25 protein-coding genes, 1 tRNA gene and 1 rRNA gene are annotated in these 23,853 nt (G+C 31.4%); 18 read left to right on the plus strand and 9 right to left on the minus strand.

Annotated elements, in window-relative coordinates:
- Positions 1-109 precede the first annotated feature (109 nt).
- From ACOMC1_RS03185 to ACOMC1_RS03195, 3 genes are all read left to right on the plus strand, one after another.
- A complete protein-coding gene (locus tag ACOMC1_RS03185) occupies positions 110-901 on the plus strand; it encodes a hypothetical protein (protein WP_420331200.1) in 792 nt (263 codons plus the stop codon).
- A 15-nt stretch (positions 902-916) separates the two neighbouring features.
- Positions 917-1,000, plus strand: a tRNA-Leu gene (locus tag ACOMC1_RS03190).
- 108 nt (positions 1,001-1,108) lie between these two features.
- Positions 1,109-2,143 (plus strand): undecaprenyl phosphate translocase family protein, encoded by a 1,035-nt coding sequence (locus ACOMC1_RS03195; protein ID WP_420331201.1) that lies wholly within the window; start codon positions 1,109-1,111, stop codon positions 2,141-2,143.
- 9 nt (positions 2,144-2,152) lie between these two features.
- Here the strand turns inward: ACOMC1_RS03195 and ACOMC1_RS03200 are convergent, their stop codons facing one another.
- Complete coding sequence (locus ACOMC1_RS03200; protein WP_420331202.1) at positions 2,153-2,716, minus strand: hypothetical protein; 564 nt, start codon at positions 2,714-2,716, stop codon at positions 2,153-2,155.
- Between the two features lie 394 nt (positions 2,717-3,110).
- Here ACOMC1_RS03200 and ACOMC1_RS03205 point away from each other — a divergent pair, with 394 nt between their 5' ends.
- The gene (locus tag ACOMC1_RS03205; RefSeq protein WP_420331203.1) at positions 3,111-3,929 is read left to right on the plus strand and encodes a MurR/RpiR family transcriptional regulator; all 819 of its coding nucleotides are present in this window, start codon (positions 3,111-3,113) and stop codon (positions 3,927-3,929) included.
- Between the two features lie 15 nt (positions 3,930-3,944).
- On the opposite strand, the gene ACOMC1_RS03210 is transcribed toward ACOMC1_RS03205, so the two are convergent.
- From ACOMC1_RS03210 to galE, 7 genes are all read right to left on the minus strand, one after another.
- Entirely contained in the window at positions 3,945-4,355 is a 411-nt protein-coding gene (locus ACOMC1_RS03210; RefSeq protein ID WP_420331204.1) for a ferritin-like domain-containing protein, read from the minus strand.
- A 16-nt stretch (positions 4,356-4,371) separates the two neighbouring features.
- Positions 4,372-5,271, minus strand: a complete 900-nt coding sequence (locus tag ACOMC1_RS03215) for an alpha/beta hydrolase (RefSeq protein ID WP_420331205.1) — start codon at positions 5,269-5,271, stop codon at positions 4,372-4,374.
- A 50-nt stretch (positions 5,272-5,321) separates the two neighbouring features.
- The gene (gene yidC, locus ACOMC1_RS03220) at positions 5,322-7,073 is read right to left on the minus strand and encodes a membrane protein insertase YidC (protein WP_420331206.1); all 1,752 of its coding nucleotides are present in this window, start codon (positions 7,071-7,073) and stop codon (positions 5,322-5,324) included.
- Complete coding sequence (gene rnpA / locus ACOMC1_RS03225) at positions 7,063-7,392, minus strand: ribonuclease P protein component (RefSeq protein WP_420331207.1); 330 nt, start codon at positions 7,390-7,392, stop codon at positions 7,063-7,065. The genes yidC and rnpA overlap by 11 nt, the downstream gene beginning before the upstream one ends.
- Positions 7,392-7,535, minus strand: coding sequence for a 50S ribosomal protein L34 (gene rpmH, locus ACOMC1_RS03230; protein ID WP_420331208.1), 144 nt, complete (start codon positions 7,533-7,535; stop codon positions 7,392-7,394). Before rpmH (ACOMC1_RS03230) ends, rnpA begins: the two co-directional genes overlap by 1 nt.
- Positions 7,536-7,729: 194 nt before the next feature.
- Positions 7,730-7,873: a 50S ribosomal protein L34 gene (gene rpmH / locus ACOMC1_RS03235; protein WP_420331208.1), complete on the minus strand. Its 144-nt coding sequence runs from the start codon at positions 7,871-7,873 to the stop codon at positions 7,730-7,732.
- 71 nt (positions 7,874-7,944) lie between these two features.
- Entirely contained in the window at positions 7,945-8,922 is a 978-nt protein-coding gene (gene galE / locus ACOMC1_RS03240; protein WP_420331209.1) for a UDP-glucose 4-epimerase GalE, read from the minus strand.
- 256 nt (positions 8,923-9,178) lie between these two features.
- On the opposite strand from galE, the gene dnaA reads away from it, so the two are divergent.
- From dnaA to ACOMC1_RS03290, 10 genes are all read left to right on the plus strand, one after another.
- Positions 9,179-10,555: a chromosomal replication initiator protein DnaA gene (gene dnaA / locus ACOMC1_RS03245; protein WP_420331210.1), complete on the plus strand. Its 1,377-nt coding sequence runs from the start codon at positions 9,179-9,181 to the stop codon at positions 10,553-10,555.
- Between the two features lie 125 nt (positions 10,556-10,680).
- A complete protein-coding gene (gene dnaN, locus ACOMC1_RS03250; protein WP_420331211.1) occupies positions 10,681-11,781 on the plus strand; it encodes a DNA polymerase III subunit beta in 1,101 nt (366 codons plus the stop codon).
- 11 nt (positions 11,782-11,792) lie between these two features.
- On the plus strand, positions 11,793-12,011 hold the full coding sequence (locus ACOMC1_RS03255; RefSeq protein ID WP_420331212.1) for an RNA-binding S4 domain-containing protein: 219 nt from the start codon (positions 11,793-11,795) through the stop codon (positions 12,009-12,011).
- A 132-nt stretch (positions 12,012-12,143) separates the two neighbouring features.
- Positions 12,144-12,842: a hypothetical protein gene (locus tag ACOMC1_RS03260; protein WP_420331213.1), complete on the plus strand. Its 699-nt coding sequence runs from the start codon at positions 12,144-12,146 to the stop codon at positions 12,840-12,842.
- Positions 12,843-12,930: 88 nt separating this feature from the next.
- Positions 12,931-14,379 carry an aldehyde dehydrogenase family protein gene (locus tag ACOMC1_RS03265; RefSeq protein WP_420331214.1) on the plus strand — a complete coding sequence of 483 codons (1,449 nt, stop codon included), beginning with the start codon at positions 12,931-12,933 and terminating at the stop codon, positions 14,377-14,379.
- Between the two features lie 57 nt (positions 14,380-14,436).
- Positions 14,437-14,907 carry a hypothetical protein gene (locus ACOMC1_RS03270; protein WP_420331215.1) on the plus strand — a complete coding sequence of 157 codons (471 nt, stop codon included), beginning with the start codon at positions 14,437-14,439 and terminating at the stop codon, positions 14,905-14,907.
- A gap of 1,334 nt (positions 14,908-16,241) precedes the next feature.
- Positions 16,242-18,362, plus strand: coding sequence for a Tex-like N-terminal domain-containing protein (locus ACOMC1_RS03275; RefSeq protein ID WP_420331216.1), 2,121 nt, complete (start codon positions 16,242-16,244; stop codon positions 18,360-18,362).
- Positions 18,363-18,494: 132 nt separating this feature from the next.
- Positions 18,495-19,238 carry a glycerophosphodiester phosphodiesterase family protein gene (locus ACOMC1_RS03280; RefSeq protein ID WP_420331217.1) on the plus strand — a complete coding sequence of 248 codons (744 nt, stop codon included), beginning with the start codon at positions 18,495-18,497 and terminating at the stop codon, positions 19,236-19,238.
- A 64-nt stretch (positions 19,239-19,302) separates the two neighbouring features.
- On the plus strand, positions 19,303-19,827 hold the full coding sequence (locus ACOMC1_RS03285; protein ID WP_420331218.1) for a PH domain-containing protein: 525 nt from the start codon (positions 19,303-19,305) through the stop codon (positions 19,825-19,827).
- Between the two features lie 26 nt (positions 19,828-19,853).
- Positions 19,854-20,198, plus strand: a complete 345-nt coding sequence (locus ACOMC1_RS03290) for a hypothetical protein (RefSeq protein WP_420331219.1) — start codon at positions 19,854-19,856, stop codon at positions 20,196-20,198.
- Between the two features lie 126 nt (positions 20,199-20,324).
- Here the strand turns inward: ACOMC1_RS03290 and ACOMC1_RS03295 are convergent, their stop codons facing one another.
- Complete coding sequence (locus tag ACOMC1_RS03295; protein ID WP_420331220.1) at positions 20,325-21,134, minus strand: hypothetical protein; 810 nt, start codon at positions 21,132-21,134, stop codon at positions 20,325-20,327.
- 88 nt (positions 21,135-21,222) lie between these two features.
- On the opposite strand from ACOMC1_RS03295, the gene ACOMC1_RS03300 reads away from it, so the two are divergent.
- From ACOMC1_RS03300 to ACOMC1_RS03315, 4 genes are all read left to right on the plus strand, one after another.
- A complete protein-coding gene (locus ACOMC1_RS03300; RefSeq protein WP_420331221.1) occupies positions 21,223-22,002 on the plus strand; it encodes an alpha/beta hydrolase in 780 nt (259 codons plus the stop codon).
- 32 nt (positions 22,003-22,034) lie between these two features.
- Positions 22,035-22,526 (plus strand): HNH endonuclease, encoded by a 492-nt coding sequence (locus ACOMC1_RS03305; protein WP_420331222.1) that lies wholly within the window; start codon positions 22,035-22,037, stop codon positions 22,524-22,526.
- Between the two features lie 78 nt (positions 22,527-22,604).
- Complete coding sequence (locus ACOMC1_RS03310) at positions 22,605-23,345, plus strand: hypothetical protein (protein WP_420331223.1); 741 nt, start codon at positions 22,605-22,607, stop codon at positions 23,343-23,345.
- Positions 23,346-23,738: 393 nt separating this feature from the next.
- Positions 23,739-23,853, plus strand: a 16S ribosomal RNA gene (locus ACOMC1_RS03315); the annotation flags it as partial.

Genomic DNA, 23,853 nt, shown 5'->3' on the forward strand with positions numbered 1-23,853 from the left:
AACTAAGAGTAATATAAAATATTAAAAACTTGATTGTAGTTAAAAAATAATATTCAAAAACTTACTTTTTTAAAGAAATGCTTTAATATTTATTTATAGGAGGTCATATATGGCTAAGAAAAAAACGGGGGTTTGGGTTTCCGCTTTCATCAACTTAATAATTTCAGCAATTGTTATTTTAGGTTTAATTTTAATGGTTGTATCTTTAATCCAATTTTATAACAGAATATCAGGACTACTATATGCTCGCGAAGTTGGGACATATGCAAATAACCTAGCTAGTGATGTTAAGGGAGGGAATATGAGCAAGGAGCAATTAATGCAACTCGCTGCTGATTTAAATAAAAACTTAGAGAGCAACAAAATCATTATCCCAACAACGGGAACACCGAAAGAAATTGCTGCACAGTTAAGTTCTCAAATTCACGATTTACTAAACAACGAATCAACACAACACGATTTCTTTAAATCACTAGTTTCTTTAATTAAAGAGAAAAACAGTGTCTTAAATGAAGTTGAGCCAATAAGTGATAACCACATTGCGTTTGCTAAAAGTTTATTTGAATTTTCAGAATATATTTCATTTAAAGAAATAGCGAAGGTTGCATTTAATGGAGATGCTGATAAACACCGTATCATAATGCTAGTACTCAAAGGATTCGGAGAATGATTCACAAGTACAAGTGATTTATTCTTCTTCGGAATGTTACTATTCATTGTGGCTTGATTATTTGCTGTAGTGACATCTATTTGAATGAAAGTTGCAAGAAAAAGAAGAGGTATTAGAGGTGGGGCGTGATTAGTGTTTTGAGCATGATTCATGCCAATATTAGGGTTCATATTCTATCCATTAATTTCTTTTTCATATATATTTCGAAAGAAAGAACAAAAAGCATTATAATTAAAGGGCACATTTGCCCGAGTGATGGAATGGTAGACATGAGAGATTCAAACCCTCTTGCTTTACAGCGTGCTGGTTCAAGTCCAGTCTCGGGTACCATATCAACACTGTTGACCCACTAGAAAACAACCAAGTTGTTTTCTTTTTTTATCAATAAAACATATTGTAAAATTTCATTTAAATAATCATTTATGAGAAAATAGTTTTATGAAAAATATTAAAGAGCAAAATAAAGATGAAAAAAGAGATTTAAAACCAGAGTCACTACCGAAGCGTATGGCTTATGGAGTATTAATGGGTTTAAGTGATGGTACACCAGGGTTCTCAGGAGGAACAACCCTATCACTACTTAATTTCTACGATAAATTAATTATGAATTTTAAGGGTATATTTAAACCCGAAAAGGATTCAACAAGAATTAAACACCTATTGTGAGTTCTTCCCTTTCTAATAATGTGAATGGGGACGCTGCTAGGATTTATGCTGGTAATGAGTAAGGTGAGTGAAAAGGGATATGGTGTTATTGCTGTAGTTCTCTTCTCAACATTTGCATTACTAAGCATCCCACTATTTATGTTGGTTAACAAGCCAAAATTAACAGTTGATCAGCCAAGCGAGGAAAAAACACAAAAGAAACCAGATAAGAAAATGCTTTTCCTTTTTATGATTGGCTTTCTATTGATGATAACAATAGGACTTATTGTTAGATTTGCCTTTGGGGGAGTAACGATGATTAGGTCCTCAGGACAAAAAGAAGTTATGACTTTAAATGCAAAGTCAGCCACAATCTTGCTTGTTTCTGGGTTCTGTGCTGGATTTGCAATGTTAATCCCAGGAATCTCAGGAAGTTTATTACTTTATCTTTTTAATACATATACAGACATAACAAATACTGTGTCTGCGGCAGTTCATGGAGAATTAAAAACAGCAATACCTGTATTCTTGATTTTGGGTGTAGCAATAATTGCTGGACTTATATCTTCAGTGTTAACAACATCATTTATATTAAAACGTTGAAGAGAAGCCTTTGTTGCATTTTCATTTGGTTTGGTTGCAGCTTCATTCATAACTATATTGATTGCTCTTTCTGGTGCTGATTACGCATCGATAGATAGACCTCTAATGTATGGTTTAGTTGTAGTGGCTATATTTGCCGCTATAGGAATCAATGCACTATTAGCACTATATTTAAAAAGCCAAGGTATTATTGAATTAAAATTCAGGAATAAAAAAATCAGCTAATGCTGGTTTTTATTTTTGTCATGGAATTCCATGATCTTCTAGTGTTTTACGCACATTCCTTAAGATTTCTCTTAAGAACGGGTTCTTAAATTCAAATCTCAATTTTATTCCATATTGTTTTGCGGATAAATCTAAATATGCATTCAACTCCTCAATAACTTCTTGTGCTTCTTTTGCAGAATTAATTTTACTTGTGTAGTTGTCACCACCAATAAAAGTTGTCCCGTCTTTTAGGTTGGGTAAAGCAAATATTGTTTCTTTTCTATTTGCTCAATCCGTGTTTGGATCTTTTACAAGAGCCTTAAGGTCATCACGATATTTAATTAAAGCTGTACAGACCGCATATACAAAATCGAACTTTGCGCCTTCTTTTGCTTTTTCGCCTTCTAGGTGTTGAACGTCTCAACGATAATTAATAGGAATTACTTTACCAGTTTTCTCTTGGTGAGATAAACGAATGGCTCCAAATGTTATACCTGTTATTGCTGCGGCAGATAAAACTCCAAGCGCTATATGTTTTTTAACTCTTCTTTTGAATTTTTTTGGCTTTTTTTCTTCGTTAAAATTGTTCATATTTGGCCTCCTGAATCGTTTTACTAATATATTATATTACAAAGTCTTTTTTTGTAAATAAGTTTGTTGTAAAAAGATAATACCAAATAATCACCATAAGGGTCAAAAAAATGTTCTTTTTTTATAAGTTGATCCACCATATAACTAGACAATTACCCCACCACAAAAACGCAAAAGAAAAAACTGCACTTAGGATACAGTTTAATAAGAATTTAATTTACATATTCGGACATTACACTGGTGTGTGTTTTGATTTTTTATTGTATATTGGATGTTCTCTATTGGTCTTATAGAGAATCTGAGCTATTAACTCTTACTAATTATCTATTAGTTTTTAACTATTTTCATAATTTTATTTCTTTTTGAAAAGATTTTTATTTTGTATAATAAAAGTATGTTAAAAACAAGGATTTCAACAAATAAAAATGAATATACAAAGTCAGAAAGAAAGATTGCGGACTATATTTTATCTAATTACAATAACAAAACAGGTGAATTAAGCATAACTCAATTAGCAAAATTGCTTTCAGTATCACCAGCAGGTATAACAAGATTTTGCCAAAAACTGAAAATGAGGGGTTTTAAGGAGTTTCAAAACGAATTACTTACCGAATTAGAACTAACAGGAACAAAGCACTCTAATGGCCTTCCATCGACTTTACAAGAGATACTAATCTCACTAGAAAAAACAAATGAGATTTTAAATTACGATGAGTTAACTTTAGTTGCGAATAAGATATTCGAAACAAACAATGTTTTTGTTTATGGAGAGGCCTTTACACATCTAATGGCTCAAACCTTAAGTAGAAAGCTAAATAAAATCAATATAGCATCAACTTGCTATAATGTTGCTTCTGATATTGGGATGATTTTGCCTAAAGAGAATTCCGTTCATATATTTGTTTCCACAACAGGACAGAACCCAAATATAAGAAGAGTAGTTAAAAAGATCTGCGCAAACCAAAAAACCAAAAAACAGATCATTGTTTCTTTAACTGCATCTAGAACAACTAATATTGAAGATTTCGAGAATGCTCATATCAATGGTGTGTTCTATGATGCTATGGGAGATGATTCATTTGAACTTCCTTCTGTTAGTGCCATCGTCATTCAATACATTATGGATGCTCTTTTTGCCGAAGTTTATTCTAAGAACAAAGAACTCAACGATAAGATTATTCATGACCTTTCAAGTTATCAAAGAAAAAAATAATGCGTTTGCATTATTTTATTTAAGACTTTTTCTTAGGAATCAAATTGTTTTTTCAAGATAATCTCTCAAATCATCAAGAATAAGATCCATTGATCCAAGACCTTCAATATCATCATAAGCCTTTTCGACTTGAGTTAATATGCTTAAAGCATCTTGGATTAACTTCTTAATACCCTCATCTACTGTAATATTCAGTTTTGTTTCTTCTGATAATGTTGAATTGTCCATAAGTGTTTTAAGTGTTGTGTCTATTTCAACCTCTTTTTGAACATATTTCTCAACAACCCTATCAATGAATTCATTTACTTCTTCATACATCTTGTCAGTGAATTTATGGATAGGTATAAAGTTGCAACCTTGAATCTTTCAATGTATTGTTTGAATGTTTGATCTATAAATTGTCAAATCAGCTAATATCTTTTTCATATTTTCCTCTTTTCAATTATTTTAAAAACTCTTCTATATCTTTAAATAGGACTTCTCTTTCTGTGTCATTATGAATTTCATGACGTTGACCCTTGTAAAGTTTTAGGGTCACATTCGAATCATTAAATTTCTTGAGTTTGTTATAGAATTTTGTAACTCCTTTTGATTTTTTTCCAACTGGATCATCAGCACCAGAAACAATCAATATATCTATATTTGGTGTTTCTGTTAGTGTGTGCTTGTTACAAGCGAGTTTTGCAGCTCCCAACAATGCTCTATAACCAGATATTGAGAATTGATCTCCTCTTAATTTATCATTATAAAATTTGTTATTTTCTTTTTCATCATTACTTAATCATTCCATCCCTGTTTCTGAATTCTTTGCAAACCCTTTGTTGAATTTCTTGAATGTAATATTGAATACCATTTTTGATTTTTCGTGGTCTTTCTTGAAAAGCCTCAACATCTTAAGGAATCCAAGACCAAATGAAGTAGCAAACTGAGTTTCTCATCCACTTCCCGAAATTATCACCTTATCAACCTTAACGCCTTTTTGACTTATTAGTGTTCTAGCTAGGTAAGAACCTCAAGAATGTCCATAAACCACAACAGGTAGTTGATACTTTTTGTAATAAAAAGCATTTATTTCTTTTAGATCGTTTACTATGTCTTGTGCAGTCACATTAACCCCTACATGCCCAAGCATATCATCGTCAGTTTCTCCGTGTCCTCTATGATCGTCGGCAACAACAATATAACCAGCTTTGTTGAAGACATTTGCTAATTCATCATATCTTTTACCGTGTTCTAAAGAACCATGGATTAATTGGACCATTCCTTTGGGTTGGTCAACATTATCTCATATATATGTCCTTACTTTTTTACCATCTCTTAGTTTTAATATTCTCTTTTTCATACTTAAATTATAAAGCAATTAAAAAAAGAACCATGAGGTTCTTTTTGCTATTAAACAGCTTTAATACGTTTTTGTTTATTACGTTTTGATTGTCATTTAATAATTTTGTGGTTTACTAAGTTTTGTACGATTGTGAATAATCCACCGAAGATTCAGTAAACTTGTAGACCGGCTGAGAAGATTAATGCCATGAACACAAATACAGCCATCATGATGTTTTGTGTTTTGTTTGCTTTTTTAAGAGCAGCTTTTTGATGAGCATTAATTCTATTCTTATCTCTACGTTTTGTAAGTAAACGAGGGATGTATATTGATATACCTTGAACCGTTGCTGCAACTAGCATCAATGGTAGATATTGGAATTCTCCATGGAATAGTTCTCTTCATGAAGTTTGTGAGAAGTGAATTCCAAGTCATGAAGTTGATTTCAGGTGAGGGATACCACCAATAATTTTTCACATGGCCAAGAATATAGGCATTGTTAGGAATATTGAACCAATTGAACCAAGAGGTGAAATACCTTCTTTTTTGAACATTTCAGACATTTCTTGTCTTTTTCTCTGTTCCATTTGTTTATTACCTTTGTATTGAGCATATTTAGCTTCAATAGCGGCTTTTTTAGAAGATAGCTCTTGTTGTTTAACTTGTTGTAGTGTTGATTTGAATGTAAGCATGTATGCGAATGTACGAATAATGATGACTGCAATTGCGATTGCAAGTAATGATTCTCATCCACTCATCATTGGGAAGCTACCTACTAGTGCAAGAACAAGTCTTGAAAGAGGGTAAACGAATAATCCGTAGAAAGGACCTAATTTTCATGAAGTTTTTCAATCATAAATTGCTCTTAAAGAGTTTTTAGTACTTAATTTGAAAGCAAGATCTGATCTTGATTTCACCTTACCATTATCTGTTTGAGAAGTAAACTCTGTAGCTTTATCAAAAGTTGTTCACTTGTCATTTGTTGAGGCAACAACACCAGTTGTTACTTGTAGGTTGTTTAATTGTTGGTTGTATTGTTTGATTATTTTAAATTCAGGTGATTTTTCATCATATACTGTACCAGCTGTTGTGTTGTTTAAAAGGTTGTAAATAGCATTAAATTTACCACCATCAATAAACATTGTTTGGTAAAGAGTATCGAATGCTGCAGTTTCGAATGCTGCTTCAATTTTTTGCTCTTTATTTTTTCTAGGCACTGTTGGTAATTTCAGTGTAGGTTTGTTTTTAAGTTCTGTATAAGTCTTTTTAGACTCGTCATACTTATAGACTTTAATAGTTGTTGTCTTGAATGTTGTTGTTAACCCAGCTTGGTCAGCTGACTTACTTACTACCATTGGATTTCCAGCGGTGTCTCTAGCTATATTCTTTCCACCAAGAACTTTTCCATCTTTAATAATTCTAACTGCGTTGTTTTCAGTTTTTCATGTTGATAGATCTCCACCTTGTTTTCCAACGAAGTCATGAACTTCTTTAAGATCTTCAGTTTCGTTTAAGTAGTAGTTAACTTTGGCATCTTGTGTTAATTTACCTTTGTCAACGTTATACGTAACAACGTGTGGTGTAATACGATCTTTTGATTTGTATAACTCCATACCTTGTCCTGAGTAGTTAGTTGTACCGATAACAAATGACTGAACACAACCTGTAAGAGATAATGCAGCAAGCGCTATGTATAAAAAGATTTTAAAAATTTTGAATACTTTTTTTATCTTCTCTTTTGGTGTTTTAGCTTTTTTGTTGTTTCCACCATTTTGGAATCAATCGTAATTTCCATTGCTTTTCTTTGTATTATTTTTCATTCTTTAACCTTTCGAAAACTTGTGTTATGGCTTTCTGTTGTTTTGCAAATGATGCATCGATAAAGTTTTTTCTAACTATCAATACAACATCATATTTTAAATCGAGCACACCCAATTCTCTGATGATTGCTCTAGCTTTTCTTCTCATTCTGTTACGGACAACTGCGTTACCGAATTTTTTTGAAACCGATAATCCAACCCTAAGGTGGCTATCGTTTTTTGCATAATATAAAATAATTGAATTCGTAACAAACTGTTTACGTTTTTTAATTATTGATTGGAACTCCCTATTATGTTGAAGTCTAAACTGTTTCTTCATTATTTATCTGAAACTGTAAGTTGTTTTCTACCTTTTGCTCTTCTTCTTTTAAGAACAAGTCTTCCACCTACAGAAGACATTCTGGCTCTAAAACCGTGTGTCTTAGCATGTTTACGTTTGTTTGGTTGGTAAGTTCTTTTCATGATTTCCTCCAATTTTTTTATTTTTTTATTCTTGTTTTACCCCTATATATTCCATATACAGTGTTTAAATTATACCTTAATATACTTCTTTATTTTGATTAAAGTGTGTGAAAAACTGCTTTTTTTACTGTTTTTAACCAAAGGACAAAAAAGGCAAAAGAAAAAAGTGTACGACGCACTTTTTTAAATTATTCTTATTTATCTGAAACTGTAAGTTGTTTTCTACCTTTTGCTCTTCTTCTTTTAAGAACAAGTCTTCCACCTACAGAAGACATTCTGGCTCTAAAACCATGTGTTTTAGCATGCTTACGTTTGTTTGGTTGGTAAGTTCTTTTCATTGCCGCTCCTTTTCACTATTTTATTGGTTGCCATCACTCATGATATGTGAGTTAAGTAATGAGATTATACATTATTTTTCTAATTTTTTTCTAAATTCATATTCTGTTTTAATCATAACCTCTAATGGTTGTTCTGTTTTTCATTTAAGAATGTTCGCTGCATTAGAAACGTCAGCAAGTAATTTAGCAGGATCTCCCGCTCTTCTGCCACCTAATTCACTAGGTATTTTGAAACCAAGTGTTTTATTCGCCGTTTCTAATACTTCAAGTACAGAATAACCTGAACCTGAACCTAAATTAAAAATTCCTGATTCTTTATTTTCAATTGATCATTCAAGACCTTTTATGTGTGCAGCTACTAAATCATTAACATGAATAAAGTCACGTACGCATGAACCGTCTTTTGTTGGGTAGTCTGTACCCATAGCTACAAATTTTTCCCTAACACCAATTGCTGCTTCAATAACACTTGGTAATAAGTGTGTGAGTCCTCTACCTCTAATACCAATTTTTCCCGATGGGTGTGTTCCAGCTACGTTGAAGTATCTGAAAATAACATGATTTGTTCCTCTAGCTTTTGTTCAACCTCTAATTAACGCTTCTGCAGCTAATTTAGATTCTCCATAAGGATTAACAGGTTCTTTAACATCCCCTTCTTTTATAGGAACAACCTTTGGTTCTCCATATACTGCAGCAGTAGATGAAAATACAATATTTTTAATTTTTGCATGATCTGCTGCTTCCAATAATTTTTCAACTGAGTAAACATTGTTGTTGAAGTACATTAATGGTTTTTCAACAGATTCAGGAACAACAATGTATCCTGCAAAGTGCATAATTCCATCAATTTTTCCTTCTTTATCAAAAATCTCTTTGATGTCTTCCACGTCTCTCAAGTCCGCTTTGTAAAATTTGGCTTCTGGATGGATATTCGCCTCATATCCTCTTGAAAGGTTATCAATCACAATAACCTCGTGCCCTTTTTCTATTAATGCATATACGGCGTGTGAACCGATATACCCTGCCCCACCTGTAACAACTACTTTCATAATGCCTCCATTTTGTTTGTGTGAATATTATATAACTTTTTATAATCTTTTTTGCATTCTAAGGACTTATACCTTTTCTTTTTACGATTCTTTTTACTCTTTTTATATTATCAACATACATTTTTGTGGAAAACCCACAATAATCATTATTCATAGGGTTTTTATATGTGGATAACTATGTGCATTACTCTAAAAAAGGTGTTATTTTAAGATTATTTATCCACATAGTTTTTAGTAAGTAATACAATTTAGTTATATGAAATCAGAAGCTAGAAAAATAAATAATAAATCAAACACACAACTTTTAGTAGATTATTTAGAATCCGCAATATCAGACGAAATGATTTTTAATTCTTTTATTAAGGAAATTAATATTATCGAAGATTATAAGGGTGTTGTTGTCATAGAAACTCCATCGGAACCAGTTAGATTAATCTTAGAAAGAGATTATGGTCAAATGTTCCAAACAGCCGTTAAAGAAGTTTTGGAAAGAAATGTTGATGTCAAATTAGTTCTTAAAGGAACTTATGTAAGTCAAATAGAATTAGATTCAAATCCAACTACACCAACTTCTAAAAAAGCACCACTGACAATAATCGCTGAATCTAATATCATTGAAAAATATAACTTCAATAATTATGTTAGTTGTAAATTTAATAAAAAAGCATTAAGGGGTGCGCGAGCAATCATTGATGAGCAAGGGATATTTTCTCCTTTATTTATATACTCTTCATCAGGTTTAGGAAAAACACACTTGTTACACGCAATTGGGAATGAAGTTATTAAGAAAGGTAAAACTGCCTTATTTATAAACCCAGATAGGTTAACTTATAAATTAACAGAAGCAATGAAGCAAAGCCAAGATCAAGTTAATAAAATCATCGATGATATTACATCATTTGATTACATAATGTTCGATGATATACAAAACTTAGGAAGTAGAACAAAAACACTTGCGGTTTTATTCAATATTATTAACTTTGCTTTAGAAAAAGGAATACAAATAATCTTTGCAGCTGATAAAACACCAAATGAATTAGGTGGATTTGAAGATAGGTTTATAACGAGGTTTGAAAAAGGGTTAACTCTTGAAATAGAAACCCCTAATATAAACGACTTGATAGCAATATTAAGGCAAAAATTAGACCTAGAAGGGTTGAACTCATCAGAGTGAGAAGAACAAGCTTTATCATTCATAGCAAGGAATTACTCAAATTCAATAAGATCTGTAGAAGGAGCCGTTAAGAGGGTTAAATTCTTCACTATGGATAATCAATCAATTAAATATACGCATGCAGTTGTTTCTAAAATATTCGATCAATTAAAAATCAATAAAGAAGAATTAACTCCAGAAAGAATTGTTTCCACAGTATCTCACTACTACAAAATACCGAAGGCTGATATATACGGAAAAACAAGAAAACAAAATGTTGTACAAGCGAGACATATAGCTATGTGATTAGTTAGATCCATAAAACAACTATCATTCGCTCAAATAGGTGAAATTTTCGGTGGTAGAGATCACTCAACAACCATGTCTGCGATTAATAAGATAGAAACATCAATGAGAATTAACTCAGCTGTTAAAATGGCAATAAAACAAATAGAATCAAAAATTACAAAAGTTAGTTAAACACAAGTTACCCACATAATTGCAAATCTTTATTAAGCAGTTATAGAAAGGGTTTTAAGGGTTTTCCCCTAAATCAACACAACTAATACTAATAATTAAACAAAAACTAACTAAGGAGATTAACAATGAATATCAAAATAGAAAAATCATTATTTGAAAAACATTTAAAAAACATAACAAAGGCATTATCTAACAACCCAGCTCTTACATCATTAAACGGAATCTTATTTAAAGTAACTAATGAAAAAATAGAATTACTAGCGTCTGATGGAGTTTTATCTATTAAAGAAACAATACTGGTTAATGATGATGTAACTATCATCCAAGAAGGTGAAAGTTTAATACCAGGGAAAATGTTTATAGAGATTATTAAAAAACAATCAAAAGAAATCGAGTTAATAACAAGTGAAAATACATTAAGCATTTATTCAGCGGGTTCAAGCTTTAAATTAAATCTAATGGATCCAGAAGATTACCCTATGATCGATTTTGATTTAGTAGGTAGTGAATTAATCTTAGATTCAGCGGATTTTAAGAAAACAATCAAAGACGTAGCTTTTGCTGCTGCCGAAAACAATAGAAGGATAATCCTTAATGGTATTAATATAATAGCTAAGGAAGGTCATTTAAGGGTATCTGCTACAGATTCATATCGTTTAGCTACCTCAAGAATGGATACTGCTTCAGTAAATAACTTCAATATAACTATTCTCGCTAAAAACATTAAAGATTTCATCCCTGCTTCAATCAAAGGTGAGGTTAAAATTAAAGTTGATGATTCTAAAATTAATATAGAACACGATTCTTCAATTATTCAATCAAGATTAATAGATGGTATTTACCCAGAGTTATCAAGATTAATTCCGAAAGAGTATAACTATAAATTAGAAATTGATTCTAAAGAATTAAGTAATTTAATAGATAAAGCAATTGTTGTTTCTTCAGGAGATGCAAAAACTGTTAAATTAGAAATCAAAGAAGGTAAATTACAAATCGAATCAAAACAAGAAGAAGTTGGTAATTCACATGTTGAAACAGAAAACTTCAAATGAGAAGGAAACACAATGTTTTCAATAGCGTTCGATTCCAAATTTATGAAGGATGCCTTAAGAACATTCAAAGGTGACGTAGTAATAAGATTTATCGGAGAACTTAAACCATTTGTAATTATGGGAGAGTCTAACAAAGCGTTAGTTCAATTAGTTCTACCACATAGAGGATACTAAGGAGGTATAAAATGAAAATAGAAATTATCGGAGAATACATCAAACTTGGACAATTACTAAAAAAACTAAGATTCACACATTCAGGTGGAGCTGCAAAAGTTTTCATAGAAAGAAACAAGATAACTATCAATGGTAAAGAACCAGAGGGTAGAGGGTCTAAAATAAGACCTGGAGACACACTTTGAATTAATGATCAAGTTTATTTAATAAAATTAAAAAAAGAAGCATAAAAACTAAAATAAAACAAGAATTATTGTCTGCTATTAGTGGAAATAGTTCATTTTTATTACTAATTTTTAAACCTTGTTAAAAACAATGGTAGAATACTATGGTTAAACTAATAAAACAAGGAGGCTTTTTAAATGGCTACTAAAAAAGAAACAAAATCATCTGGTAACTCTTCTGCACAAAGAGACCAATGATGAAAATGAGCAATTTATGCATCAATCGCATGAGTAATCGGAATTATATTATTTATACTTTCAGGTTCAATCGCTTCATTCGGAGGGAACGCAGCTCACACAATAGCTAAAATTATCGCTATTGTTGGTGGAGTTATTTGTTTAGTTGCATGAATAGTTGTAATAGTATTTGGTATTTTTACAATTATTTATTCACTAACACTATCAAACACAACTGATAAAATCGTTGGGATTATTACAGGTATTCTATGTATCATCTTCCCAATCGTTGGTGTTATCATGGCTTGAATCCTTTACTACTCTAAAGGTGGATCAAAAGCTGGAGATAAATCTTCAAGAGATAAATGATGAAAATGAGCAATTTACGCAACAATCGTTTGAGTAATTGGTCTTGTATTGATGATCGTGGCAGGAATTATTAACGTAAGAATCGCTACATCAATCATGTACAACATTGGTGCAATCATGTTATTTGTTGCATGAATAGTTGTAGTGGTATTTGGTATTTTCACAATATTCTATTCAATCACACTTAAAGATAACGACAAGATTCTTGGAATTATCTGTGGTATTCTATGTATCATCTTCCCAATCGTTGGTGTTATCATGGCTTGAATCCTTTACTACACAAAGAAATAATGTGTTAGAAGAAATAAGACTATGTCTTATTTTTTTATAACTCTTTTTGAAAAATGATAATGTTATAATGAATAAGGAGGTATGAAATATGGAATCAAGAGCATACATCAATGGAGAATTTATTAATGGTAAAAAGAGATACCCAATAACTTCACCACTTAATTTAGAAGAATACGGAAGTGCTGTTGCACTTACTAAGAAAGAAATCGACAAAGCGTTCGATGCAGCTAGACAATCTCAAAAACTTTGAGGAAGACTTTCAAGAGAAGAAAGGATCGAGTATATCGACGACTTTTCTAAAAAACTTTCAGAGAACAAGGAAAAGATTGCGGAAGTTATGTTGCATGAGATTGGTAAATCAATCGACGACTCAATCACAGAGATAAACAGAACAATAGAGTTGATTTCAGAAACAATATATTCATATCACAATCAATTAATCGAACACGTACCAGGTAGTTCTGTCGGTGCGCAAGATAAAATGATAACAATAATTAGAGAACCACTTGGGGTTGTCTTAGCTATATCACCTTTCAACTATCCGGTAAACCTTTCGCTCGCGAAAATAATACCTGCGTTAATTTCTGGTAATTCGGTTGTGTTCAAACCAGCTACAAACGGATCATTGACAGCTTATTTAATTGCTCAACTTTTTGATGAGATTAAATTACCTGCTGGAGTATTTAATTTAGTGACAGGTAGAGGTAGTGAAATTGGAGATTACTTAACAATGCACAAAGAACCTAACGCAATAACTTACACAGGTTCAACTAGAATTGGATTAGCAATTTCTAAAAATTCTATGCTTCAAAATGTAATTTTAGAGATGGGTGGAAAAGATGCTGCACTTGTATTGAAGGATGCGGATATTTCAGAAACTGTCGCAAGTATAATAAAAGGAGCTTTCTCATTCTCGGGACAAAGATGTACAGCTATAAAAAGAGTTTACGTTCCTAAAGAAATTAAAAAAGAATTCGAAAGTGAAATGAAGCTTATGGCGGAGCAAATCACAGTGGGTAACCCAATGGTAGATAAAGTGGTTGTAGGTCCCTTAATCGACCTAAAAACAGCTAAATATCAAAAGAAATTGATTGATGATGCAACTTCAAAAGGTGCAAAAGTGCTTGTTGGAGGAAAAATAAGTAAAAACTTAGTTCAACCAACGGTGCTTGTGGATGTTACTTCAGAGATGATGATTTCAAGAGAAGAACAGTTTGGGCCAACACTACCGATAATTTATTACACTTCACTAGGAAAAGCAGTTGAAGAAGTTAATGATTCAGAATACGGATTACAAGCTTCAATCTACACAAGAGATTATGAAAAAGCTCTTAAAATTTCGGAAGATATAGAAGTTGGTTCAGTTAATATAAATTGTCCTCCTTCTAGAGGTCCAGATCAACTACCATTCACAGGAGTTAAACATTCTGGGTTTGGGGTTCAAGGTATAAAATATTCAATTGAATCTATGACGAGACCAAAGAATATAGTTATATTTAAAAAGAAAAACGCTTCACTATTTAAGAAGAAAAAATAAAGCGCTTGCTTTATTTTTGTTAACCGACCATAAAGTTTTTTAATATATAATTCATTTATGAAAACAATAGCATCGAAAACATTTGAAAAATTTTATAAAACTCAAAAATTAATCATAAACTTATTCCTTTTAGCTTCATTGATCATTACTTCCATAATTATTGGAACTGTTCCTCAAATACCTTTATGAGTGTTGATGGTTACAATTCCAATGTGTTTAGTATCTATAATTTTATTTTATATAAAGTCGTACTCTTACATGCACAATAGATGAATATTTTGTCATAAACATGAAGAGGGTTTTGAGTTTTCAAAAAAGAAAAACCTAAAATACCTTTACTTCGGAATTTTTATGTTGATACCACTGTTCAATTGAATACCAATCCTTTCCATCAAGAAGTATGAAGAGAAAAAAACAACCAAAGAAATGATTAGTTGCAATAAAGAACATTTAAAAACTAGAAGTCTACAAACTGATGAGGAATCAGCTATTGAAAAAAGAGCAAAACAATTTAATGAAGAATTTTAGAAAAGCTGCCAGCTTTTTTTAAAATCTTTTATTTATTTTGAATTTATTTTCAACCCTTATTTATATATAAATACTTTTTTAAAACCTCTTTTTCGAAAAATTTTTTCAAATTTGACCGGAAAAATCTACATATAATATATAGGAAACAAAAACGAATAAATTTGGTTTTTTTTATCTAATTTTTCGAAAATTCAAAAACAACAACAAAATAAACATCAAGGAGCAAAAATGACAACAACAAAAAAGAAATTACTTACATTAGGAACAATAGCACTAGCAACAACATTACCAATAGCAGCAGTAGTGTCATGTGGAGACAACTCAAATAAAGATATTAAAAAACAAATGGCGTCAAAAGAAAACAAACAAGAAACTCAAAAATTAATGGAATCACTTAGAAAAAGATTAGATTCACTAGAGGGCGAAATGAAAAAAGCAACAACCGCTCTTGAAGAAGCTAAAGCAAAACTTTCAGAAACAGATGCAAAAATCGCGAAAGCAAAACAAGAACTAGAAAACAACATCAAAGAATCATCAGCAAAACAAAAAGAAGTTGCAGAAGAACTTAAGAAAAAAATCGGAGAATTAAAAGAAGAAAAAATCAGACTTAAAGCCGAAATTGATGCACAAAAATCAGATTTAAAAAACTTCAAAGCTTCAATGAGAATGAAAGAGATAAATGCTCTTGATAAACAAGCACTAGAAAGCAAAAAGAAAATGATCGAAGCTGAAATAGCAAGACTTAAAAACCTTAGATCGCAAAACGTGGATACAGAGTCACTTAAATCCCTGAATGATAAAATTGCGAACCAAAATAAAGAATTAAGAGAAGTTCTAATGAAGTTATACCCAGAAGTATTTAAGAAAGAAAAAACTTCAAAACCAGAAGTTAAAAAACCCGAAACAAAAAAAGAAGTTAAAAAACCTGAAGTTAAAAAACCCGAAGTTAAAAAAGATGCTTCAAAACCAGAAACAAAGAAACCAGAAACTAAAAAAGACGCTTCAAAACCTGAAGTAAAAAAAGACGCTTCAAAACCAGAAGTTAAAAAACCAGAAGTTAAAAAACCAGAAGTTAAAAAACCAGAAGTTAAAAAACCTGAAGTAAAAAAACNAGAAANTAAAAAAGANGCTTNAAAACCAGAAACTAAAAAAGATGCTTCAAAACCAGAAACTAAAAAAGACGCTTCAAAACCAGGACACTCTAAATCAGATAAGGTTACAACAACACCTGTTCAGAAGATATATTAATTAAATCAAATAGTGCATATGCATTATTTTTTAATTATTTCAAAAGAAAATAAAGAAAGGGTCTATTGACAATATATAATATAAACATGAATTTAATAACAATAATATCGAGAGAATTAGAGCTGAATGAAAAACAAGTGGAGACAGTGCTTTCGCTGTTAAATGAAGGTGCAACCATACCTTTCATAGCTCGTTATAGAAAAGAAGTTACAGGTGGATTAGATGAAAATCAAATTAAGGATATTGAAACATACCACGCAAAACAAAAAGCATTAGAAGAAAGAAGAGAAGCGGTCCTTCGTCTTATAGAAGAAAAAGGGATGCTTACAGATAAATTAAAAGAACAAATATTGAAAGCCAAAACGTTAAAAGATGTTGAGGATATTTATCTTCCATTTAAAGAGAAGAAAAAAACAAAAGCGACAGAAGCAATCGCCAAAGGGTTAGAACCGCTAGCTAAGATTATTCTTGCGGCACAGCAACACCTAGACGTCGAACAAAAAGCGCAAGAGTTCATAAATGAAAAAGTCGCTTCAACGCAAGAGGCTATAGAGGGTGCGCAATTCATAATTGCTGAATATGCATCAGATAGAACGTTTTTTAGAAAATGAGTGCGTTCATTTATTTGACAAAACGCAAAAATTAAAACAAAACTAAAAAAATCAGCCGAAGATGAAAAAGAAGTTTATAAAACTTATTATGAATTTGAAAAAGATTTAAGATGAATTGCAAACTATCAAGTATTGGCGATTAATAGAGCTGAAAAATCAAAAGTTATTTCGGTTTCATTTGATTATGCTCAAAAACAAGTTACAGACTTCTTGATTAAAAATATGAACAGGCACAATAACGAGTCAACACTGCCTTACATAGAAACGGCGGTTAAAGATGGTTTCAAGCGTTTGATAAAACCTTCTATAGAACGTGAAATACGTTCTGATTTAACTGAAAAAGCAAGTAATGGAGCAATTGATATTTTTGCGACAAATCTTGAACAATTACTTTTAACGCCAGCAATCAAAAACAAAACTGTTTTAGGGATTGATCCAGGCTTCAGAACTGGTTGTAAAACAGCTGTTATAGATGGAACTGGTTCACCAAAAACTATCGGAGTTATTTATGTCTTTAAAGAAAGAGATGCATACGCAACTCTTGATGACACATTTAAAAATCACAAAATAGATGTCATCGTAATAGGGAATGGTACAGCTTCGAGGGAAACTATGGAACTCGTAGCTAAATATCAAAAAGATAGAGGTATGAAAATACCGTTTACAATAATTTCGGAAGCGGGAGCATCGGTTTATTCAGCGTCAAAAATAGCACAAAAAGAATTCCCGAAACTACAAGTTGAACAACGTTCTGCAATCTCAATAGCAAGACGTTATCAAGATGCACTTAATGAGTTGGTTAAAATCGAACCCAAAGCAATTGGGGTCGGACAATATCAACACGATGTTAATCAAAAACAATTGGATGCACAGCTTGGGTTCGTTGTAGAAAAAATAGTTAACCAAGTTGGTGTTGACATCAACACGGCAAGTGCCGCAATTCTTCAATACATTTCTGGTCTATCAGCAAAAGTTGCTAACAACATCGTTGATCACAGAGCTGAAAATGGAGTATTTAAAGATAGAAAAGAAATCAAAAAAGTTAAAGGTCTTGGAGCCAAGACTTACGAACAATCTATAGGTTTCTTGAGAATTGTTGATGGGGTTAATAAGCTTGACTCAACTTCAATTCACCCAGAGTCATACAAAATTGCAAAAGCAATACTTAAAGACAATAAAGTTACTCTTGAAGAAATAGGAAAAGCAAATGAATTACAAAAACTCGACATTCAAGAACTTGCGAAGAAGTACGAATCTGATAAATATACCATTGAAGATATTATCAGTGGGATTTCAAGTCCACAACGGGATGTTAGGGATTCTTATGATGCACCTATATTAAAAACAGAAATTCTTTCAATTGATAACATGGCTGAAGGTCAAGTTATGGAGGGGAGAGTACAAAACATTACAGAGTTTGGTGCTTTTGTTGATCTTGGTGTTAAAACGGCGGGATTAATTCATAAATCAAACATGGGAAAAGGTTTTGTTTCTAATCCGATGGACGTGGTTTCAGTTGGTCAAATTGTTGAGGTTGAAATCATAAGTCTTGAAAAAGAAAGGAAAAGAATAGGATTAAAGTTGCTAACTAAATAACGACTAAAACCAATTATTTGGTTTTTTTCTTATCATAATGCACGATGCTTGATTTATTGTGAGTGGTGGTTTTTATGTTAAAGTTACTTATTATTCTATAATTAGGTAGAAAGAATTAAGAAGGAGGATGTTTTGACAAATAATTTAGCACACAGAGGTATGTCAGGGATTGCGCCAGAAAACACAAGACTTGCATTTTTAAATGCTTTTGAATTTGGTTTTGACGGTGTGGAACTAGATGTTCATCTTACAAAAGATAAAAGATTAGTAATCATACATGACGAAAAAATCAATAGAACCGCAAATGGTAGAGGTTACATAAAAGATAAGACCTTAAACGAACTTAAGAAATACAACTTCGCAAAGCGTTATGAGGGTGTTAAAAAATCTGAAATCATGACACTTCCAGAATTTTTAAAAGAATTTGGAGATAAATTCAAAATAATAAACATTGAATTGAAAACAGATGTTTTCGAGTATGAAGGCATTGAAGAAAAGGTTTTGACAGCTATCAAAAGATACAAGAAAACTGAGTTCATACTTTCTTCATTTAATTTTGAAACAATCAAAAGATTGAGAAAACTCAACAAAGAGGTAAAGATTGGATTTTTATGAAGCAAACATAAAAACTTTGTTAAAGCGGGGAAAGAACAAATTAAAGAACTATGTGATTATCTCCATCCTTCTGTAAAACTTTACAAAAACATTGCATATGCAACTAAATATAAATCTATGGATATGAAGTTCAATTTATGAACACTAAAAAATAGAGCAACATATAAAAGATTGGCAAAGAAGGAATGAATATATTCTCTAATAACAAATCACCTTTTCAGAACCGAAGAAAAAGTTAAGAAAGAAATATTCCATAAATAGAATTGATAATTCTATTTTTTATCACTCATTTCATTTATACTTTATATAAACGAATGGAGGTATCATGCATAGAGCTATAGTGGTTACATTTGGAGTGCTAATTGTATTTGCGATGGTTTTGGTTGTGACTATAATGGTGAGAAAAAAACAAACTCACAATACAGATCCACAATATGAGGAATTCCAAACATATCAAGAAGATATGATGAACAATGGATATGATATATTCTATGATAGTGAACCTTCCGACCTTCAAAAGGGTGAGGATCTAATTTATCAACTGAGAACAAAAATGTCTGATGTTGATTTTGAACGCGAGAATCCCGAAACCAAACCAGAGCCAACAACCATTTGAATAACAAATAAAAGGCTAACAGTTGAAAGAAGAGGGAAGAAAAAGAAAAACTACTCTTTTGCTTTTAGTGGGATTAATGACTTTGAGTTCGAATTAGAAAAAAACAAATACACATTTCTATTTGATTACGAAGACCAAACTTATAAATTTGAAACAAAAGACATATATGCATTGGCACTTATAGAATTAAAAGTAAAGATTGGTAAAAATCAACCCGAGGATTTAGTAAAATAATATTGGCGAAACAAAGAGGAGAAAATATGGCGATTTTCAACAAAACAAAAAAGAAGAGAAAAAATAACGATAATACAACCGAAATCATTTTGGCTCAAATGGATTATCTTATAACTTCTAATGATTTACAAAAAAATAGCGATCCTGAAGTTTCGATTGTAACCTCAGGTTCTAATGGGGTGTTCACGGTTGAATTAAAAACTATAAAAGGTAACAACCCAAGAACACTTATTGGCGAATTCAAAGGTAAAGATATCGAAGAAAAAATCTTAAAGTGATTAAGAGAAAATAAAATGCTTAAATTCAAAAAACAGGTTTTAAATTCTATTACAATCAAAATTTCAGACACACAACAAATCAAACACTATTAATGGTGTTTTTTTGTTTTGAAAAAAAGGCATAAAAAAACTGACTTGTGGAAAGTCTGTTTCTCGCTTTGAAGAAACATGAATTAACAGTGGTTCCCTCGATGCGGCTCATCGCATTACTATTATATGTTATTTTTGGTCTTTTAGTTCAATAACTTGTGTTTCAATTAATTCTATTTCTTTTTTTAGTGAAGCAACAGTAGCTTTTGGCTTCTCAGAAAGACACTTGACTGTAGTTGCGTACATACGCTTTTTATTGTTTAATGTTTGAATTGATTTATTTATTCTTCTGTGTCTTTCGGATATTTCTTTAACTTCTTCCATGTTCTCTTCAAGATATATAAGTCTTAATACATCATCAACTGAGTAGGTTTTCATTATTTGTGTAATGGCAACTATCTCTAATTCTGTAAACTTAACTTTTTTGAATTTATCTTTATAAACTGGATCTTGAAGCATGAAAGAACCAAACATACCAACAAAAGCACCGTCCCCAATAAGGTTTAATCTTCTAACTTTGTTTTCTGGTAAGTGATTCAAGAATCTTCCATAATACTCATCAAAGTATGTTTTAGTTTCTCCATATCCAACAGTTAGTGAACTTAAACTTCCATGAAGTGATTTACCAAGATCAACAATTGTTATATCTGCTCCGAATCAACCTTTTAGTATTGAAGATTCTAGTTGGGCACCAAAAGCCACGAATTCAATATCTGTCATTTTTATATCTGACTGCCCAGTTATTTTACGGATGCAAATAACTAATCTTGACTTCATGAAATCTGAACTTCATTTTTTGTCAAAATCATTAATGAATGTTTTAGCTCTCACTTTTTTCTTTTTTCCATTTATTGTTGCAACCGAAAATGCAAATGGTTGTGCATTTCTAACCCCAAGGAAATTAAAGGCCTCAAAGTCAATATATACTCTCTTTTTCATAATTCTCTTTTCTTAATCAATATAACTGATTACTTATTTAATTATATTATATAACACCCACTATCGATTAGAGTGTTAAAATATACATATGTATAGAACTAAAAACATTGACGGCAAAGACATTAGATATTTTGTAAAGAACAATAACTCAAAATGAACAATCATATTTGTGCATGGTTTTAATTCTAGCTCTAATTTTGCTCGTCATTTATTCACACTTAAAAACAACTACAACATAATAGCTGTAGACATGGTTGATGTCGATAGGGCAGACGAGGTTCAGTTTGATGAGATGATTAAAATCACAAACACATTAATTAAAAAAACCAAAACAAGAAAAGTTATTTTGCTTGGTCATTCGCTTGCTGGTGGAGTTGTTTCAAAAGTTGGTTTAAATCCAAAAGTAAAGAAAATTGTTTACATGTCAACAATAACTCCAGAAATACAAAAAACCAACGCTTATAAATTATTGAAAAAACATCACGAAGCAAAAGGCAAGTTATCTTTAATGATTACAAACAAGTTTGTTGATATGACGAGGGGTAAATATACATGAGCTCACGCGTTCCTTGATAGGGATTCGAATTGAACGGGAATCCTGAGAAACACAGTCCTTAATGAAAAATTTATGAAAAGGCTTGATGCAAGATACAAGTTAACAAAACACAAGGCTAAGTTTGTTGTAAGTAAAGATGACAACATTATAAGCACAAGAGCTTTTGTTAAGTATGCAAACTCTTTAGGAAAAGATGTTACTTATATTGGTAAAAGACATAATCCCATAAAAACAGCGCCCAATGAATTTAATGAATATCTTAACAAAATGACAATTGGGAGAAAAAGATTTATTAAAAGGAAAGTCATTTAATGGCTGTTCTTTTTTTAAACTATAATCTTGATATGAGAATTGATAAAACAACAATTGACTGATTATTATTACCGAAAGCTTTACCAAGTAGTACTCATTTCCAAAACCCAAGAACTTGAATGGGAAAAGAAAATTGAGACATTGTAAGGAAAGAGGTTTATAAAAGGGCAAACAACGTTTGCGAGGTTTGTGGAGGGAAGGGGAGGAGACACCCTGTTGAAGCACATGAATTATGAGCATTCAACTTAGAAACAAAAGAACAAATATTAATAAGGTTTGTTGCTCTTTGTCCTTTGTGCCACAGGTTGCAACATATGGGTTTAGCCGGAATACACAACAAATCAAAATTATTGAATGGTTCTGAGTTGGCGAGACATTACAACAAATTAACTGGATCCCAAATTAATTTTGACGAATTGTATGAAATGGGCATGGCTATATATGAAAAAATAAGTGGTGGCGAGTACAAAGTAATACTAGACAAACACGATGAACCACTACTAAAGTTGTGAAAACAAGACTAATTTCATTGAATTGAGAAAATAAAAGTAATAACTAGCCACTTTAATGAGATGATATAACAAAGAAAGCGTAGGGGTAGTATGGCAGAAAATAATAATTGGGAATTAGAACCCACAAAAAATCCATTAAATTGAAAAGATGGTGAACCAACAGATATATGTAATTCATGATATATGATTTGATATCAATCACCATGACAATTTGGTTATTTCAATGCATTGAAATCTAATACAGAAATGCAACACACAAAAGATTTAAAAGAAAATTTTATAGAGTTATTAAAGTGAAGAGTAGACTTCCTTAAAAAAATGGGGCACGATCCAGTTGTGGTTCTTCCCCCAAGAAAAAGTACTTGAAACCAAACAATGAAGTTTGCCGTAGAAGCAATCGAAGATTTAGAATATATAAAGATTAAATCACCTGATTATAGAGGTGTTCACTTCTTAAAGGATAAAGATGAAAGAGAAAGAACAATTCAAGCTGTTTATCCTAAATGAAAAGTTAAGTTTAATCCTTCTGTTTTAGAACTTAAAAACATTCACTATATTTTTATTGATGATTACTATACAACTGGAGTAACAACAAAAGCAGTTCTTAATGTAATTCAAGATAACACTAGGTTACCTGACACAAAATTAGAAAACGGAGAATTCACTAACTTTGAAGCTCTTTATGTTTCTCGAACTCAAAACAAAAGAAATATTAAAAGTAAGAATATGTGAGTTGTTGATGTTGCTTTATCTGACAGAACAAATAAATATGCAAAAGAAACAAAATTCGCATCATCAATGAGAGATAGTAGCTTTTATAAAAAGATCTAATAAATGTTAGCTCTTTTTTATCGTCTTTTCCTGGCGCAATATCCTTCAATATATATGCATATACGTGTGCGCGCGTGTAGGGGGATATAATTTATCGCCTTTTTCGCACCAAAAACCATATAGTTCTTTTGGCTCTGGAAAGTCAAATTTTATAAAAAGTGAAAAAAATATAACAATTATTAATGCAATGGTTAATAGTGACTAACAGCAATATCAATCACTAAAAACTCAACTTTTTTACTTCTTTTAAAAAAAATGAAAAAACATGCATAAAAACCTAAAACTTTGATATACTTGTAAGGCAACACATATTAGACTGTTTGAAAAAGCAATTCTAAATGTTGCTGATAGATCTTTGAAAACTAGATACAAGAAACCATGAACCCAGAATCAATTTATGAGAGTTTGATCCTGGCTCAGGATGAACGCTGGCTGTGTGCCTAATACATGCATGTTGAACGAAGCAAAAGTGCTTGCACTTTAGACTTAGTAGCGAATGGGTGAGTAA

The organism is Mycoplasma todarodis, from assembly GCF_965212735.1.
In the GTDB taxonomy this organism is placed as follows: domain Bacteria; phylum Bacillota_I; class Bacilli_A; order Mycoplasmatales; family Metamycoplasmataceae; genus Mycoplasma_K; species Mycoplasma_K todarodis_A.